This is a genomic window from Salmonella sp. FC25216 (assembly GCF_057751355.1).
Window position 1 is genome coordinate 36,598 of sequence record NZ_JBDGON010000002.1, and the last position, 15,483, is coordinate 52,080.

The 15,483-nt window shown below is 49.7% G+C and carries 18 protein-coding genes, 3 tRNA genes and 1 pseudogene; 16 read left to right on the forward strand and 6 right to left on the reverse strand.

Going from position 1 to position 15,483, the window contains the following annotated elements:
- The first annotated feature begins 68 nt into the window (after window positions 1-68).
- From dcyD to sdiA, 4 genes are all read left to right on the forward strand, one after another.
- Window positions 69-1,055, forward strand: a complete 987-nt coding sequence (gene dcyD / locus AC3G3F_RS03625; RefSeq protein WP_023248837.1) for a D-cysteine desulfhydrase — start codon at window positions 69-71, stop codon at window positions 1,053-1,055.
- 20 nt (window positions 1,056-1,075) lie between these two features.
- The gene (tcyL, locus tag AC3G3F_RS03630; protein ID WP_023248836.1) at window positions 1,076-1,744 is read left to right on the forward strand and encodes a cystine ABC transporter permease; all 669 of its coding nucleotides are present in this window, start codon (window positions 1,076-1,078) and stop codon (window positions 1,742-1,744) included.
- Window positions 1,741-2,493: an L-cystine ABC transporter ATP-binding protein TcyN gene (tcyN, locus tag AC3G3F_RS03635; RefSeq protein ID WP_218506373.1), complete on the forward strand. Its 753-nt coding sequence runs from the start codon at window positions 1,741-1,743 to the stop codon at window positions 2,491-2,493. The genes tcyL and tcyN overlap by 4 nt, the downstream gene beginning before the upstream one ends.
- A gap of 231 nt (window positions 2,494-2,724) precedes the next feature.
- Window positions 2,725-3,447: a quorum-sensing transcriptional regulator SdiA gene (gene sdiA / locus AC3G3F_RS03640; protein ID WP_023248834.1), complete on the forward strand. Its 723-nt coding sequence runs from the start codon at window positions 2,725-2,727 to the stop codon at window positions 3,445-3,447.
- 66 nt (window positions 3,448-3,513) lie between these two features.
- On the opposite strand, the gene AC3G3F_RS03645 is transcribed toward sdiA, so the two are convergent.
- Window positions 3,514-3,738: a DUF2594 family protein gene (locus AC3G3F_RS03645; RefSeq protein ID WP_000106483.1), complete on the reverse strand. Its 225-nt coding sequence runs from the start codon at window positions 3,736-3,738 to the stop codon at window positions 3,514-3,516.
- Complete coding sequence (locus AC3G3F_RS03650) at window positions 3,735-3,890, reverse strand: hypothetical protein (protein ID WP_023248833.1); 156 nt, start codon at window positions 3,888-3,890, stop codon at window positions 3,735-3,737. Before AC3G3F_RS03650 ends, AC3G3F_RS03645 begins: the two co-directional genes overlap by 4 nt.
- A gap of 311 nt (window positions 3,891-4,201) precedes the next feature.
- Here AC3G3F_RS03650 and uvrY point away from each other — a divergent pair, with 311 nt between their 5' ends.
- From uvrY to AC3G3F_RS03700, 10 genes and pseudogenes are all read left to right on the forward strand, one after another.
- A complete protein-coding gene (uvrY, locus tag AC3G3F_RS03655; protein WP_023248832.1) occupies window positions 4,202-4,858 on the forward strand; it encodes a UvrY/SirA/GacA family response regulator transcription factor in 657 nt (218 codons plus the stop codon).
- On the forward strand, window positions 4,855-6,687 hold the full coding sequence (gene uvrC / locus AC3G3F_RS03660; RefSeq protein ID WP_023248831.1) for an excinuclease ABC subunit UvrC: 1,833 nt from the start codon (window positions 4,855-4,857) through the stop codon (window positions 6,685-6,687). The genes uvrY and uvrC overlap by 4 nt, the downstream gene beginning before the upstream one ends.
- 56 nt (window positions 6,688-6,743) lie before the next feature.
- Window positions 6,744-7,292 (forward strand): CDP-diacylglycerol--glycerol-3-phosphate 3-phosphatidyltransferase, encoded by a 549-nt coding sequence (gene pgsA / locus AC3G3F_RS03665; RefSeq protein WP_001160192.1) that lies wholly within the window; start codon window positions 6,744-6,746, stop codon window positions 7,290-7,292.
- 150 nt (window positions 7,293-7,442) lie between these two features.
- Window positions 7,443-7,518 (forward strand) — tRNA-Gly (locus AC3G3F_RS03670).
- Window positions 7,519-7,561: 43 nt separating this feature from the next.
- Window positions 7,562-7,635: transfer RNA gene (locus AC3G3F_RS03675), tRNA-Cys, on the forward strand.
- Between the two features lie 11 nt (window positions 7,636-7,646).
- Window positions 7,647-7,733, forward strand: a tRNA-Leu gene (locus AC3G3F_RS03680).
- Between the two features lie 247 nt (window positions 7,734-7,980).
- Window positions 7,981-8,312, forward strand: a pseudogene (locus tag AC3G3F_RS03685) (hypothetical protein).
- A gap of 214 nt (window positions 8,313-8,526) precedes the next feature.
- Window positions 8,527-9,966, forward strand: a complete 1,440-nt coding sequence (locus AC3G3F_RS03690) for an SH3 domain-containing C40 family peptidase (RefSeq protein WP_077918487.1) — start codon at window positions 8,527-8,529, stop codon at window positions 9,964-9,966.
- Window positions 9,967-10,180: 214 nt separating this feature from the next.
- Window positions 10,181-10,507 carry a hypothetical protein gene (locus AC3G3F_RS03695; RefSeq protein ID WP_023248828.1) on the forward strand — a complete coding sequence of 109 codons (327 nt, stop codon included), beginning with the start codon at window positions 10,181-10,183 and terminating at the stop codon, window positions 10,505-10,507.
- Window positions 10,508-10,942: 435 nt separating this feature from the next.
- The gene (locus tag AC3G3F_RS03700) at window positions 10,943-11,608 is read left to right on the forward strand and encodes a YecA/YgfB family protein (RefSeq protein WP_023248827.1); all 666 of its coding nucleotides are present in this window, start codon (window positions 10,943-10,945) and stop codon (window positions 11,606-11,608) included.
- Window positions 11,609-11,681: 73 nt separating this feature from the next.
- Here the strand turns inward: AC3G3F_RS03700 and tyrP are convergent, their stop codons facing one another.
- On the reverse strand, window positions 11,682-12,893 hold the full coding sequence (gene tyrP / locus AC3G3F_RS03705) for a tyrosine transporter TyrP (protein WP_053508946.1): 1,212 nt from the start codon (window positions 12,891-12,893) through the stop codon (window positions 11,682-11,684).
- A gap of 226 nt (window positions 12,894-13,119) precedes the next feature.
- On the opposite strand from tyrP, the gene AC3G3F_RS03710 reads away from it, so the two are divergent.
- Window positions 13,120-13,359, forward strand: a complete 240-nt coding sequence (locus tag AC3G3F_RS03710) for a YecH family metal-binding protein (protein WP_023242292.1) — start codon at window positions 13,120-13,122, stop codon at window positions 13,357-13,359.
- Between the two features lie 45 nt (window positions 13,360-13,404).
- On the opposite strand, the gene ftnA is transcribed toward AC3G3F_RS03710, so the two are convergent.
- The 3 genes from ftnA to AC3G3F_RS03725 form a co-directional block, all read right to left on the reverse strand.
- A complete protein-coding gene (gene ftnA / locus AC3G3F_RS03715; RefSeq protein ID WP_000920616.1) occupies window positions 13,405-13,902 on the reverse strand; it encodes a non-heme ferritin in 498 nt (165 codons plus the stop codon).
- 97 nt (window positions 13,903-13,999) lie between these two features.
- Window positions 14,000-14,206, reverse strand: coding sequence for a hypothetical protein (locus AC3G3F_RS03720; protein ID WP_134949956.1), 207 nt, complete (start codon window positions 14,204-14,206; stop codon window positions 14,000-14,002).
- A 45-nt stretch (window positions 14,207-14,251) separates the two neighbouring features.
- Window positions 14,252-14,587, reverse strand: a complete 336-nt coding sequence (locus AC3G3F_RS03725) for a YecR-like family lipoprotein (protein WP_000803229.1) — start codon at window positions 14,585-14,587, stop codon at window positions 14,252-14,254.
- Window positions 14,588-14,842: 255 nt separating this feature from the next.
- On the opposite strand from AC3G3F_RS03725, the gene AC3G3F_RS03730 reads away from it, so the two are divergent.
- Window positions 14,843-15,481, forward strand: coding sequence for an RpiB/LacA/LacB family sugar-phosphate isomerase (locus AC3G3F_RS03730; RefSeq protein WP_053508898.1), 639 nt, complete (start codon window positions 14,843-14,845; stop codon window positions 15,479-15,481).
- The last annotated feature ends 2 nt before the right edge of the window (window positions 15,482-15,483 follow it).

Sequence of the window (15,483 nt, forward strand, 5' to 3'; positions counted from 1 at the left end):
CCTTTTTTATTTCCGTTGAATCAACGTGCATAATAAAAAGAACACACGACAACACTACCGGAGGCTTAATGCCACTACATCACTTAACGCGCTTCCCTCGTCTGGAGTTTATCGGCGCGCCTACCCCGCTCGAATACCTGCCGCGGTTGTCTGATTATCTTGGCCGTGAGATTTACATTAAGCGCGATGACGTTACGCCCATTGCGATGGGCGGCAATAAACTGCGCAAGCTGGAGTTTCTGGTGGCCGACGCGCTGCGGGAAGGGGCGGATACGCTGGTAACCGCAGGGGCGATTCAGTCGAACCATGTCCGTCAGACGGCGGCGGTCGCGGCTAAATTGGGACTGCATTGCGTCGCCTTACTGGAAAATCCCATCGGTACTACCGCGGAAAATTACCTGACGAATGGTAATCGCCTGTTACTGGATTTATTTAATACGCAAATTGAGATGTGCGATGCGCTGACCGATCCGGATGCGCAACTTCAAACGCTGGCGACGCGCATTGAAGCGCAAGGGTTCAGGCCCTATGTGATTCCCGTTGGCGGTTCCAGCGCGCTGGGCGCAATGGGATACGTAGAGAGCGCTCTGGAAATCGCCCGGCAGTGTGAAGAGGTCGTCGGACTCTCTTCGGTGGTGGTGGCTTCCGGCAGCGCAGGTACGCACGCCGGGTTAGCCGTCGGGCTGGAACACCTGATGCCTGATGTCGAACTGATTGGCGTGACCGTTTCACGTTCTGTCGTCGAGCAGAAACCAAAAGTGATTGCCTTGCAGCAGGCTATTGCCGGTAAGCTGGCGCTGACGGCGACGGCGGATATTCATTTATGGGATGACTATTTTGCTCCAGGTTACGGCGTGCCAAATGACGCGGGGATGGAGGCGGTGAAACTGCTGGCGCGTCTGGAGGGGGTACTGCTGGACCCGGTATATACCGGCAAAGCGATGGCGGGTCTGATAGACGGCATCAGCCAGAAACGCTTTAACGATGACGGGCCGATTCTCTTTATTCACACCGGTGGGGCGCCTGCGCTGTTTGCCTACCATCCTCATGTATAATCTCCAGGTAATCAACGCGAATGCAAGAAAGTATCCAACTGGTTATTGAATCGCTGCCGTATTTGCTTAAAGGCGCCGTATTTACCCTGCAACTGAGTATTGGCGGTATGTTTTTCGGCCTGCTGCTGGGATTTGTGCTGGCGCTGATGCGGATGTCGCCGCTATGGCCGGTTCGCTGGCTGGCGCGCTTTTATATCTCGATTTTTCGCGGTACGCCGCTTATCGCCCAGCTATTTATGATCTATTACGGCCTGCCGCAATTTGGTATTGAGCTGGACCCTATTCCGGCGGCGATGATTGGTTTATCGCTCAATACCGCGGCTTACACGTCTGAGACGCTGCGCGCGGCGATCTCGGCTATCGACAAGGGACAATGGGAAGCGGCGGCGAGTATTGGCATGACGCCGTGGCAAACGCTACGCCGCGCTATTTTGCCGCAGGCGGCTCGCGTCGCGCTTCCGCCATTGAGCAACAGCTTTATCAGTCTGGTGAAAGATACATCGCTCGCCGCGACGATTCAGGTGCCGGAGTTGTTTCGCCAGGCGCAGTTAATTACCTCGCGAACGCTGGAGGTGTTTACCATGTATCTGGCTGCGTCGTTAATCTACTGGCTGATGGCGACCGTCTTATCGGCACTGCAAAACTATTTTGAAAACCAGCTTAACCGCCAGGAGAGAGAGCCAAAATGAGTGCGATCCAAGTCACCAACCTGGTCAAAAAATTTCATGGTCAAACGGTGCTGCACGGTATCGACCTTGAGGTGAAGCCCGGAGAAGTCGTCGCCATTATCGGCCCGAGCGGCTCAGGGAAGACAACGTTATTACGCAGCATTAACCTGCTGGAACAACCGGAAGCGGGCACCATTAAAGTGGGCGACATTGTCATTGATACCGCCCGCCCATTAAGCCAGCAGAAAGGGCTGATTCGCCAGTTGCGCCAGCATGTCGGCTTTGTCTTTCAGAGTTTTAACCTGTTCCCGCATCGTACTGTGCTGGAAAATATCATTGAAGGTCCGGTGATTGTAAAGGGGGAGCCGAAAGCCGACGCGACGGCGCTGGCGCGGGAACTGTTAGCCAAAGTCGGATTGGCCGGAAAAGAGACCCGCTATCCGCGTCGTTTGTCGGGCGGGCAACAGCAGCGCGTGGCGATTGCGCGCGCGCTGGCGATGCGCCCGGAAGTGATTCTGTTTGATGAGCCCACTTCGGCGCTTGATCCTGAATTAGTTGGCGAGGTGCTCAATACGATTCGCCAGCTGGCGCAGGAAAAGCGCACAATGGTGATTGTCACTCACGAAATGGGCTTTGCGCGCGACGTGGCTGACCGGGCAATATTTATGGATCAGGGGCGAATTGTTGAGCAAGGGCCTGCGAAAACCTTATTCGCTGATCCTAAACATCCGCGTACCCGCCAGTTCCTTGAGAAATTTTTAATGAAATAATGCCTTTTCAACGCTCGCCCGAATTAACCGTGCTTCGGGCGAGCGCAATGAATAATTATGAACTAATTCTGCCAGAATATTAGCTACTCCCTCAGGCGCAAGCAGAAAACTGTAATGCCGCTCAAGTATTCTACGATTCGTCCGATATTTCTTACATATAAACGCTATTTATGTGTTAATTTGAATCATTCATAATAATGATTATCAATATCAAAGGCGTGACCACAAAATATGCAGGAAAATGATTTCTTCACCTGGCGACGCGCAATGCTGTTACGCTTTCAGGAGATGGCGACAGCAGAAGATGTTTATACTGAATTGCAATATCAGACACAGCGGCTGGAATTTGATTATTATGCACTATGTGTTCGTCATCCCATTCCCTTTACCCGGCCTAAAATATCGCTTCGTACCACTTATCCTCAGGCGTGGGTAACGCATTACCAGTCCGAAAACTATTTCGCGATCGATCCGGTATTAAAGCCGGAAAATTTCAGGCAGGGCCATTTACATTGGGATGACGTGCTATTTCATGAGGCACAGGCGATGTGGGATGCAGCCCGGCGTTTCGGGTTACGCAGAAGCGTAACCCAGTGTGTGATGTTGCCGAATCGGGCGCTGGGCTTTTTGTCTGTCTCTCGTGGCAGTCTGCGTTGCTCCTCCTTTACCTACGATGAAGTGGAGCTGAGGTTGCAACTGCTGGCGCGGGAGAGTCTTTCGGCGCTAACAAGACTGGAAGACGACATGGTGATGGCGCCGGAGATGCGTTTCAGTAAACGTGAGAAAGAGATTCTGAAGTGGACAGCGGAGGGGAAGACCTCATCGGAGATCGCTATTATTCTGTCGATTTCTGAAAATACCGTTAACTTCCACCAGAAAAACATGCAGAAGAAATTCAATGCGCCGAATAAAACGCAGATTGCCTGCTACGCTGCGGCGACAGGTCTGATATGACGCGTTGACGATTCTTCACGTCAGACGCGAAACCGGCTGAAAGCAACGCTAACAGCCGGTTTTTTACTACTGGCGGTAAGCCTGTTTAATTTGCTTAACCGTACTGGAAAATACCGCCGCTTGTGCTTCATCATCCATCTGCGCGATCTGTTTTTCCATTTTAAGAATCACGCGGCCTGCATCGGCCTGGCCCATCGCCTGCAGCATCAGCGTTAACATGGCTTTCAGGCAGTTGACTTCAGTAGCCAGTTCTTGATTATTCTCAGCGGTGGAAAAATCAGGCGTACTCATTTATTTTCCTCGTTATGTTTCAGTGAAAATGTGCGATAGCAGATGTTAAGGCGGCGGAGTATACCATAAGCTACGCTAAAAATAGCAGTGGTTGTTTTTTGATCAAAAAGCCGAAGATTTACCCATAAAATAAACGTTGCCGCGTGATGCATATATTTTCTTCATTCTTTGTTTATTACGCGTATTTCACTCGTTAATTATTGTTACAAAGTTGATTTCCTAATTAGTGTTTAGACAGCGGAACGTGAAATTTTTGTCACCATTATGAAATACCTGACTGAGGCGGTTGCGCCAGAAGGGGCTACAGCACTGGCGGTTTCCGCATGACGTACAACATAATTTCCAAAAACGAGAGCAAAATCGAATAGCCGGCGTTTTTTTACGTTTCAAAGTTGAGATAAAACCAGCTAATATAAGGGCGATTAACTATCAGTAGCGTTATCCCTATTCTGGAGATATTCCTTTGATCAACGTTCTTCTTGTTGATGACCACGAACTGGTGCGCGCAGGGATACGACGCATTCTTGAAGATATAAAGGGCATTAAAGTTGTCGGTGAAGCGTGCTGCGGAGAGGATGCGGTAAAATGGTGCCGTACTAACGCCGTTGACGTTGTGCTGATGGATATGAACATGCCTGGTATCGGCGGCCTTGAGGCGACGCGTAAAATTGCCCGATCGACAGCGGATATCAAAGTGATCATGCTGACCGTCCATACGGAGAACCCGTTGCCCGCCAAAGTGATGCAGGCTGGCGCAGCAGGCTATCTCAGTAAAGGTGCCGCGCCTCAGGAGGTGGTGAGCGCTATTCGTTCGGTGTATACCGGACAACGCTATATCGCTTCCGATATTGCCCAGCAGATGGCGCTCAGTCAGATCGAGCCTGCAAAAACGGAAACGCCGTTCGCCAGTTTGTCTGAACGCGAGTTGCAGATTATGCTGATGATCACTAAGGGTCAGAAGGTCAATGAGATTTCAGAACAGCTTAATCTCAGTCCTAAAACGGTGAACAGCTATCGCTATCGTATGTTCAGTAAATTAAACATTCATGGTGATGTTGAGCTGACTCACCTGGCAATCCGCCATGGCCTGTGTAATGCGGAGACGTTAACAAGCCAGTGAGTGAAATGTTTGACGCAAAGGCGTTCCTGAAAACCGTTACCAGTCAACCCGGCGTCTATCGTATGTATGACGCTGGTGGTACGGTTATTTATGTCGGCAAAGCGAAAGACCTGAAAAAGCGTCTTTCCAGCTACTTTCGCAGCAACCTGGCTTCGCGTAAAACCGAAGCGTTAGTCGCGCAAATTCAACACATTGATGTCACGGTAACGCATACCGAAACGGAAGCGCTGCTACTTGAACATAATTACATCAAGTTGTATCAACCGCGTTACAACGTGTTGTTGCGTGATGATAAATCCTATCCTTTTATTTTCCTGAGCGGCGATACTCATCCACGTCTGGCGATGCACCGTGGCGCCAAACATGCGAAAGGCGAGTACTTCGGTCCGTTTCCTAATGGCTATGCTGTGCGGGAAACGCTGGCGCTGTTACAGAAAATTTTCCCTATCCGCCAGTGCGAAAACAGCGTGTATCGCAACCGTTCGCGTCCTTGCCTGCAATACCAGATTGGCAGGTGTTTAGGCCCATGCGTTGCAGGACTGGTCAGCGAGGAGGAGTACGCGCAACAGGTGGAGTATGTCCGGCTGTTTTTGTCCGGCAAAGACGACCAGGTGTTAACACAGTTGATTGCCCGGATGGAAAAGGCCAGCCAGAATCTGGCATTTGAAGAGGCGGCGCGTATTCGCGATCAGATTCAGGCGGTACGCCGTGTTACGGAGAGACAGTTTGTCTCCAATACGGGCGACGATCTCGACGTTATCGGCGTGGCTTTTGATGCCGGTATGGCCTGTGTGCATGTGCTGTTTATTCGCCAGGGTAAGGTGCTGGGCAGCCGCAGTTATTTTCCAAAAGTGCCTGGCGGTACGGAACTGGGCGAAGTGGTGGAAACCTTTGTCGGCCAGTTTTACCTGCAGGGTAGCCAGATGCGCACGCTACCGGGCGAGATACTACTCGATTTTAACCTGAGCGATAAAATGCTGCTGGCCGATTCGTTGTCGGAACTTGCCGGACGGCGTATTCATGTCCAGACAAAGCCGCGCGGCGATCGCGCCCGTTATCTCAAGCTGGCGCGGACCAACGCGGCGACGGCCTTAACCACTAAACTTTCGCAGCAGTCCACCGTCACGCAGCGTTTGACCGCGCTGGCGACGGTGTTAAAACTTCCTGCGGTCATGCGAATGGAATGTTTTGACATCAGCCATACCATGGGGGAGCAAACGGTCGCATCCTGCGTGGTATTTGACGCTAACGGGCCATTACGCGCCGAGTATCGTCGTTATAATATCGCGGGCATCACGCCGGGTGATGACTACGCGGCGATGAATCAGGTGCTACGTCGACGTTATGGCAAGGCCATAGAAGAAAGTAAGATTCCGGACGTAATTCTGATCGACGGCGGAAAAGGGCAACTCGCCCAGGCGAAAGCCGTTTTCGCTGAGCTGGATGTTCCCTGGGATAAGCATCGCCCGTTGCTGCTCGGCGTTGCCAAAGGCGCGGACAGAAAGGCCGGGCTGGAAACGCTTTTTTTTGAACCGGAAGGCGAGGGGTTTAGCCTGCCGCCAGACTCCCCAGCGCTGCATGTCATTCAGCATATTCGCGATGAGTCGCACGATCACGCGATCGGCGGGCACCGTAAAAAACGGGCGAAGGTAAAAAACACCAGTACGCTGGAAACTATTGAAGGCGTTGGGCCTAAACGCCGTCAAATGCTGCTGAAATATATGGGGGGTTTGCAAGGACTACGTAACGCCAGCGTAGAAGAAATTGCAAAAGTGCCGGGTATTTCGCAAGGTCTGGCAGAAAAGATCTTCTGGTCGTTGAAACATTGAGGCCACTGTAGCAACATAGGGGTAATTTCACTGACAACAGATAGTTACCCGTCACTATGCAATTTAATATCCCTACGTTGCTCACGCTGTTTCGCGTCATCCTGATCCCATTCTTTGTCGTGGTGTTTTATTTGCCGTTCGCCTGGGCGCCGATGGTCAGCGCGCTGATTTTCTGTATTGCCGCTATTACCGACTGGTTTGACGGCTTTTTGGCGCGACGCTGGAACCAGAGTACGCGTTTCGGCGCCTTCCTCGATCCCGTTGCCGACAAGGTACTGGTGGCGATCGCCATGGTGCTGGTCACCGAGCATTATCATAGCTGGTGGGTGACGTTACCTGCGGCGACGATGATAGCCCGCGAAATTATTATTTCTGCTCTGCGTGAATGGATGGCGGAGCTGGGCAAACGAAGTAGCGTAGCGGTTTCCTGGATCGGTAAAGTCAAAACTACCGCGCAGATGGTGGCGCTGGCGTGGCTCTTGTGGCGTCCGAATATCTGGGTGGAGTATGCGGGTATCGCGCTTTTCTTTGTCGCAGCAGTGTTAACGTTGTGGTCCATGTTGCAATATTTGAGCGCGGCACGTGGAGATTTGCTTGATCAGTGATCGTTTCGCCGCAAATTTCAGCAAACGATCGTGAGTGACGAAAAATATCGTTGACTCAGTGCGTCAGGTAAGTAGAATGCAACGCATCGAACGGCAGCACTGATTGCCAGACGATAACAAAATCAAGTGATTAACAAGTTGCTTGATAATGCGGGAATAGCTCAGTTGGTAGAGCACGACCTTGCCAAGGTCGGGGTCGCGAGTTCGAGTCTCGTTTCCCGCTCCAGTTTAAAAGCATTGGCGTAAAGCGGATGCTGGATGAAAAATTTGGCGCGTTAACAAAGCGGTTATGTAGCGGATTGCAAATCCGTCTAGTCCGGTTCGACTCCGGAACGCGCCTCCAATTTTTCCCGAGCCCGGATGGTGGAATCGGTAGACACAAGGGATTTAAAATCCCTCGGCGTTCGCGCTGTGCGGGTTCAAGTCCCGCTCCGGGTACCATGGGAAAAACAAGAATAATCAAAGCAATAAGCAGTGTCGTGAAACCACCTACGGGTGGTTTTTTTGTGCCTTTAATTCACACGCCGGTCATGAGCGTGAACTTTCCAGTGCTATTCACAGTAAAAAACATTGGTAGCGGCATTTCTGCCAGTATAGCAGTTATCGTGTTACCGCCCTCCAGGACCATGCTGGCAAATACTAAACGTCAGGTAAATCAGCCGGTAAAATTCATTAATCTGTATAAAAAATACTGATATGTTTTATTCCTGATTTATGAAGAGGGTAGATATGCCAGTGAAATATACCGATAATGCAAAATTCTTTATTAGCTTCATTAATATTGGAATTGTAGGTTGCACTTTTCTACTCTTTTTTATTTTATATGAACCTGATACGGAAGTTGTAACCCATGTTTTTCCGGGTGAGTATTCATCTTCTACGTGTGATGCGCGTAATTTTATCGGCTACGTCGATGCAAATGATTTTGCAGGATATATAAAAATAGCAGAATCGACACGCTACAGTATGTATTGTCTGAAAAAAACGGGGGCTGGTCAGTGGGGTATTTATGCAAATTAAACGAGTATATCGCTACATAATGGATGTTTTTTGCACAATTTAATTAAAGGTAAATAGCAGACTAACATTCATCATAAGATAATGTGATTGGCATCATGCTTTAATCACGTTTTGCAATAATGTCTTAATAACAGGTCAACTACAGACAATTTTAGGTTTTCGTAAATGGTGATTTTGGTCAGTCTCTATATTGTGCTTTCCCTACGTTACGGAGATGATGATGCAAAACAAAGCCTGGGCCGTTTTATTGATGCCGCTGTGCCTTACCGCTTGTCACCAGACGACGTACCGACCAACGGCCAAAGGTGAAATCCCCGCGGGGAGTTATATTGACCCAACAAAAACGCGCTTTCCGTTAGCGGATTATTCACAGTCGGTCGATAAATGGATACCTCCGGACTCGGCTGATTACACTATTCCGGTTATTGATAGTGCTACCCAACAACGCTACTTTAGCGCACTGAAATCCCATTATTTCGGAATGGACAGTGAAGCACACTCGCCGTGGAATGTTTTTTATATCACCACGTTGCTGAAAAAAAACGCAGGGCAGGCCCGGGATGCCAGTATTAAGCAGTTCCTTAGCGACGGCAGTGCTTATTGGGGGGAAAATTTCAGATTGTATTCCTCACACTGGAAAGCGGGGGTAAGAGGGAATGCGGATACGCAGATTGATGATATATATCATGCCTCCCGACGTGGCATTATGGTCAGAGAGAGTTTAGTCAGAGCACTACCAACGGACGATCCGCTCTTTAACGATCCCCGTCGGGCGGGCGAGGGGTACCCTTTTGATAATTTACAAATGTCTTCGCTGCGCCCCGGCACGCCGGTCTATACGCTAACGGAGAGCAAAGACCAACGTTGGCAATATGTCGTTTCACCGGCGGTAACAGGTTGGGTTCATAGTGAGGATATTGCCAGTGTGGATCAGAAATTTGTAACCCAGTGGGTTTCGCTCGCTCATAAGCAACTGGGAGCATTTATCAACTCGCCAGTTTCTGTCCATGCCGCAGGCGTCTATTATTTCACCGGGCGACCGGGCACTATTTTACCGTTCCGGAATCAACGAGCGGGTCTTTTCCTGATTGCGGCGCCAGTTCGCGACAGCAATGGTCGTGCGTCTATCCATTGGGTCTGGCTAAGTGACAAAGAGTTTACGGCTATGCCGTGGAAAATGACGCCGGAAAATATTGCCGTATTAATGAAATCAATGGGCGGCACCCCCTACGGCTGGGGAAATTTTAACTTTTATAATGATTGTTCAGCCGAAATCCGCAGCCTGATGATGCCGTTTGGCATATTCCTACCCAGACATTCAACCGCGCAGGTAGAGGCTGCTGGACGAGTCGTCGATCTCAGCAGTAAAAGCACCCAAATGCGGATCGATTATCTCACCAGGTACGGAAAACCGTTTACTACGCTGGTCTATATTCCAGGGCATATTATGCTGTATATCGGTAACACAACCATGAACGGGCAGGTGGTACCGGTCACTTATCAAAATATCTGGGGATTGCGCCCGAACAATGCCAATAGCCGGAGCATTATCGGCGAGGCAGTATTTTTCCCACTACTCCATTTTTATCCTGAAAATCCTGAACTGGTATCGCTGGCTGGTAAGGTTCTGTTTAAACTTGGTTATATAGAATAAGGTTGACAGGCTGTGCTATCGCGGAATACGTGATTGAGGCAACTGTGCGCAGTGGATATAAAGATGGTATCCCTGTAAACTGTATCTGAAAAAGGTATGCGCTATAGTGCGGTCTGTTTATTTGAAATACTATCTGGAGTTGATTCTGGATGTGGTCATGAGCCTCACACATTGAAGTGAGAGTTATTGTTAGCGGTATCTGGCTGGAGGCTGGGTGGTAAAAAGACGTAGTTTATTGCATTTTAATAACCGTACCCGGTCGGAGCGCGATCTTGGGGATCTGGTCACTAAAGTTTTTGAGAAAGCGGCGAAAAAAGAACCGCAACCGCTATACACATTTAGCCTGCCGTTGCTGAGTGTGCAGGATGAGATCCGTGCTTACTGTAAGAAAAAAAATATCAAAATAGGGTATGATACTCTGTTTATGGAAATAACCTTTTCTGCTGACAGAGAAGCGGTAGACGAACTCATCAAACACTTTTTTACTGAAAATAAGCTCTATTTAAGAGGACGATTTTATCTGTCCGCGGCGGTGGTATAAGTTAGCATGAGTATAATATAGCGAGAAACATTTAGAATGCCTGTCCCGTCTTGCGCACCGCCAGCATAGCGATTATTACACTGAGTAAAGAATGTCTGATTTCAATAAGGGAAGAGGATGTTGTACTCATATAGGACAGTGACGCCCCCGCCGTTATGAGAAATATGCAGTGGAGAGTATCTCATGGTAGAGAATGCGCGGGCAATGACCGTCGCGAACGCGAGTTCAGATGCCTGGCTTTTATGTGGATTTGAGCGCTTCTTAGCGGAAAACCTGCTTCCCGATCCTCCTTTTGTGCGTTAACTTCCGGAATCCTCCCCATTTCGTGTTAATCTGGCCCCTGATGGTTGCCATCCAAACTGCCTGCAAAAATTATTTTTATCCGCTGCAATGTAAGAGAGCCACAGGCGGAAGTCATCACTGAGGAAAAGCGTTATGAAAATGGAACCATTAAATGAGAACGAGCTGGAATGGCTGGATGATGTGTTGACGAAATACAATACCGATCAGGCCATTCTGGATGTCGCGGAACTGGACGGTTTGATTACTGCGGTACTGAGTTCTCCGCGTCCAATTGAGCCGGAACAGTGGCTGGTAGCGATATGGGGTGGACCCGCGTACGTACCGCGCTGGACATCTGAAAAAGAAATGACGCGATTTATGGACCTGGTGTTCCAGCACATGGCGGACACAGCCGCCCGGCTTGAAGACTATCCAGAACAGTTCGAGCCGCTGTTTGGCCTGCGAGAAGTTGATGGCCATGAACTAACGATTGTTGAAGAATGGTGCTTTGGTTATATGCGTGGAGTGTCGCTGTCCGACTGGTCAGATTTGCCAGATACGCTAAAACCGGCTCTGGAAGCGATTGCATTACACGGCACTGAAGAAAACTTTGACCTGCTGGATAAAATGAGCCCGGAAGCGTTCGATAAAAGCGTTGACGCTATCCGTATCGCGGCGCTTGAGCTGCATGCCTGGTGGATGGCGCATCCGCAGACTACGCCGCTACAGATGCCGGTAAAAGTAGAGGTGAAAGTGGGGCGTAACGATCCTTGTCCATGCGGGAGCGGCAAAAAATTTAAGCAGTGCTGCCTGCATTAATTCCTCATAAACGACATAGCGTGATGATTATCGAGCCTGGATGGGGTCCGGGCCCGGTAATCTTTTCCTGGCATTAACCTGGATCGGGCAGGAATCCCATTGCGATCGAAAACTGGACGCCAATCACGACAATGCCGCAGATAAACACCAGCGCCAGCGCCGGGGTGCCGCCTGCCACACGATATCCCGCCTGAGAATTCTGTTTGCGGCATTGCCAGACCAGCATGGCAGGGATTAGCAGTGCCAACACTGCCAGCGCCACGCCGGCATAGCCTAATGCCATCACAAATCCGCGTGGGTAGAAAAGCGCAAACGCCAGCGGCGGCAGAAAGGTAATCAGCCCGGTTTGCATACGCCCGAACACCGTACTGCGACGCTGGAATAGATCGGCCAGGTAATCAAATAATCCTAGCGCTACGCCCAGAAAAGAGGTTGCCAGCGCCAGATCGGCGAACAGGTGGACCGCCAGTTCGACATGTGGGGAAGCGACCACTTCTCTGAGCGCCTGCAGCAGACCATTTAACCCGGCATGGCTGGCTAGCAGCCCTCTGAATGTCGGCGAGTCGATGCTTCCCAGCGTGGCAAGCTGCCAAAAAATATAGGCCACTAACGGAATGGCGCTGCCCGTCATAAAGACCCAACGCAGCTTGCGAATGTTGCCGTTCATATAACTTACAATACTCGGTACACTTCCGTGAAAACCAAAGGAGGTGAAAATGACCGGTATTGCAGATAATGCCAGTCCCTGCTGTAAAGGAAGCGTAAGAAGATTTACTTTATGAATATGTGGTGTTAGCAACGCAAGCATGATGACCAGAAAAATGATCTTCGCGCTAAACAGAAAGCGGTTAAAAAGATCGACCAGCGAGGTACCCACACACACCACACCACCGGCAACAAAGGTGAACAGCAGCACACCGGCGGCAGGAGAGAGCGTGGCGCCGACCCAGTTGTTAATACTGGACGCCAGTAATTCACCGGCTCCGGAAATGTAGGCGGCGGTGAGCGCATACATTAAGAACATCATGCTGAATCCCGTAAGCCACTGTCCGTAACGTCCAAGATAGCGTTTTGCCAACGAGCCCAGCCCGGTATCCGCCGGAACATGTTGATACACCTCCAGTAATAGTAACGCGGTATAACACATCAGCGCCCACAGTCCAATCAACAATCCCAGCGTAACGCTGAAACCAACGCCAGCCGCTGCCAGCGGCATTGCCAGCATCCCGGCGCCGATAGTGGTGCCTGCCACGATAAAAATACTGCCCAGAGTTCTGTTTTTCACGCTTTCTACTACCCCGGTAAAAAAGAACGGTGATATCCGCGGCGCAGGGTAAGCCATTACGCTATTTTCGTCAAATGGTCGTTACAATATGTGTACTGTAAATTTTACAGTTCCGGGCATAAAAGCGAATATGGGAAGAGACGCGTACAACCACCGCAAACCTGCGCTAGCGCAAAGTCGCTCGCACAAGGACACATTAGGCTACGGGTTTTATTCAGGAGGGGTTATGGATTCCATTCATGGTCACGAGGTGCTCAACATGATGATTGAGTCTGGCGAGCAGTATACGCATACTTCGCTGGAGGCGGCAATTAAAGCGCGCTTTGGCGAGCGGGCACGATTTCACACCTGTTCAGCGTCAGATATGACGGCGGCGGAACTGGTCGCGTTTCTGGCGGCGAAAGGAAAGTTCATTGCCGTGGATGGCGGTTTTTCAACGCATGAGAGTAAGATCTGCCGCCATTAATACACCACGGTGAGAGTTCGTCTCACCGTGTAAGGACGTGTTGGATTAATTTTGCGTATCCAGTGTTGAGAGTTCTTTATCAATGAAATAAAGCCCTTCGCCGCTTTTTCCCGCCAGCGTTAATTTATCAATAATGGATTTGAATAATTTTTCTTCTTCATGCTGTTCTGCCACATACCACTGTAAGAAATTAAATGTCGGATAATCCTGGCTGGTCATTGCGGCATGAGCCAGTTCATTAATTTTTTGCGTAATAAGTTGCTCATGCTCATAGGTCGCGCGGAACAGTTCATCCAGTGAGGCGTACTCAGCGAAGGGCGAAGAAACGGTATTAATGCGCGGCAGACTTCCGGTATCGGTAAGGTAGTCGAACAGGCGTTGCATATGCGTCATCTCTTCTTGCGCATGGCGACGAAGAAATGCGGCGGCGCCTTCAAAACTGTGATAGCTGCACCACGCGCTCATCTGTTGATAGAGCAGTGAGGAATACAGCTCCAGATTCATTTGCTCATTCAGCTTGTCGATCATTTCTGTTTTCAGCATGGTTCCGCTCCACAAATAGCAAAAGATATACAGTGATGTGCGCCACTATAATTTGTTATTTTATTATTTGCAAAAGGTAAAATATTAAAATTAATTATTAAAAATACGAATGGGAATAAAACGCATTAGCACCATTGTGTACTCTAAATAATTCAGGTTGCAGGCAGGCGGCGCGGCGAATCCCAGGGGGGGACATAATTAAGTGGCTGGGGAAACGAGGAAAGCCAACGCACATGCCGCTTGAAATATGACGAGTATATAAATAAAGGAAAGCCAGCACCTTCATGCTGGCAATAGCGACCATGCACTATCCTCCATTGTACATGGTGTCGGCGTTAAGCCAGCAACCTTAATAATAAAGCGGCATGATTTGCGGGACGGCTACGCCCCGGCACTGCCAGGAGAGGGTAAATCGGGTGTTCAGGCACAAAGAGCCCGCATAAATGCTACAGGTTCCTACCGGCTGACCAAACGACACGGCATCGGCATAGCCCATCTGCTGGCATTCGCGAGTTGCGGTCCCGTGAGAAACATAGTCGTCTGTCCGTGACGTAAAAAATAGCGGCTGGTTATACGTCAGGCGCACAATGCCGCTTATCGGGCTGGCTTCGCTGACCTGCGCTTGTCGAGTAATGGTGCACCCCGTCAGGGCTAGCAGTGAAAGAGTAAAAATAAGAGGCTTCATAAAATCGCTCCGACAGTTCGGTATCGGACCATGCTACCTCGTGTCTTTCACCGTCAATGGCTGGAATAACTTACGGATTCGCCTTGATTAAAGGTAACGGCAGGAGATTTACAGCGGGAGCAGAAAATGTGTGAGCGCCTTTTTGTTTTTTAAAACTTGGTTTCATTAAATTTGAAAGTATGTTTGTAAGCGTGTAGTGTAGGCGAAACGTCATGATTTACACAGGCGCGATCGCCTGCATTCAGGAGGAACACCATGAAAATCGCATTGATGATGGAAAACAGCCAGGCCAGCAAAAACGCCATCATTTATAACGAACTTAGCGCTGTCGCCGATGAAAAGGGATTTCCCGTTTTTAACGTCGGTATGTGCGACGAAAATGACCATCATCTGACGTACATTCATTTAGGCATTATGGCGAGTATTCTGCTTAATTCAAAAGCGGTTGATTTCGTCGTTACCGGCTGCGGTACAGGTCAGGGCGCGCTCATGTCGCTAAATATTCATCCTGGTGTCATTTGTGGCTATTGCATCGATCCGGCAGATGCTTTTCTGTTTGCGCAGATCAACAACGGTAATGCGTTGTCCCTGCCATTTGCGAAAGGCTTTGGCTGGGGCGCTGAGCTGAACGTGCGTTTCATCTTTGAAAAAGCGTTTACCGGTCGTAAAGGCGAGGGCTATCCGCCTGAACGTAAAGCGCCGCAGGTTCGCAATGCGGGCATTTTGAATCAGGTTAAAGCTGCGGTCGTCAAAGAGAATTATCTGGATACATTACGGGCTATCGATCCTGAGCTGGTTAAAACAGCGGTTTCAGGGCCGCGTTTCCAGCAATGTTTGTTTGAAAACGGCCAGAATAAAGAAATAGAAGCGTTTGTACGTGAGATTCTGGGGTAATG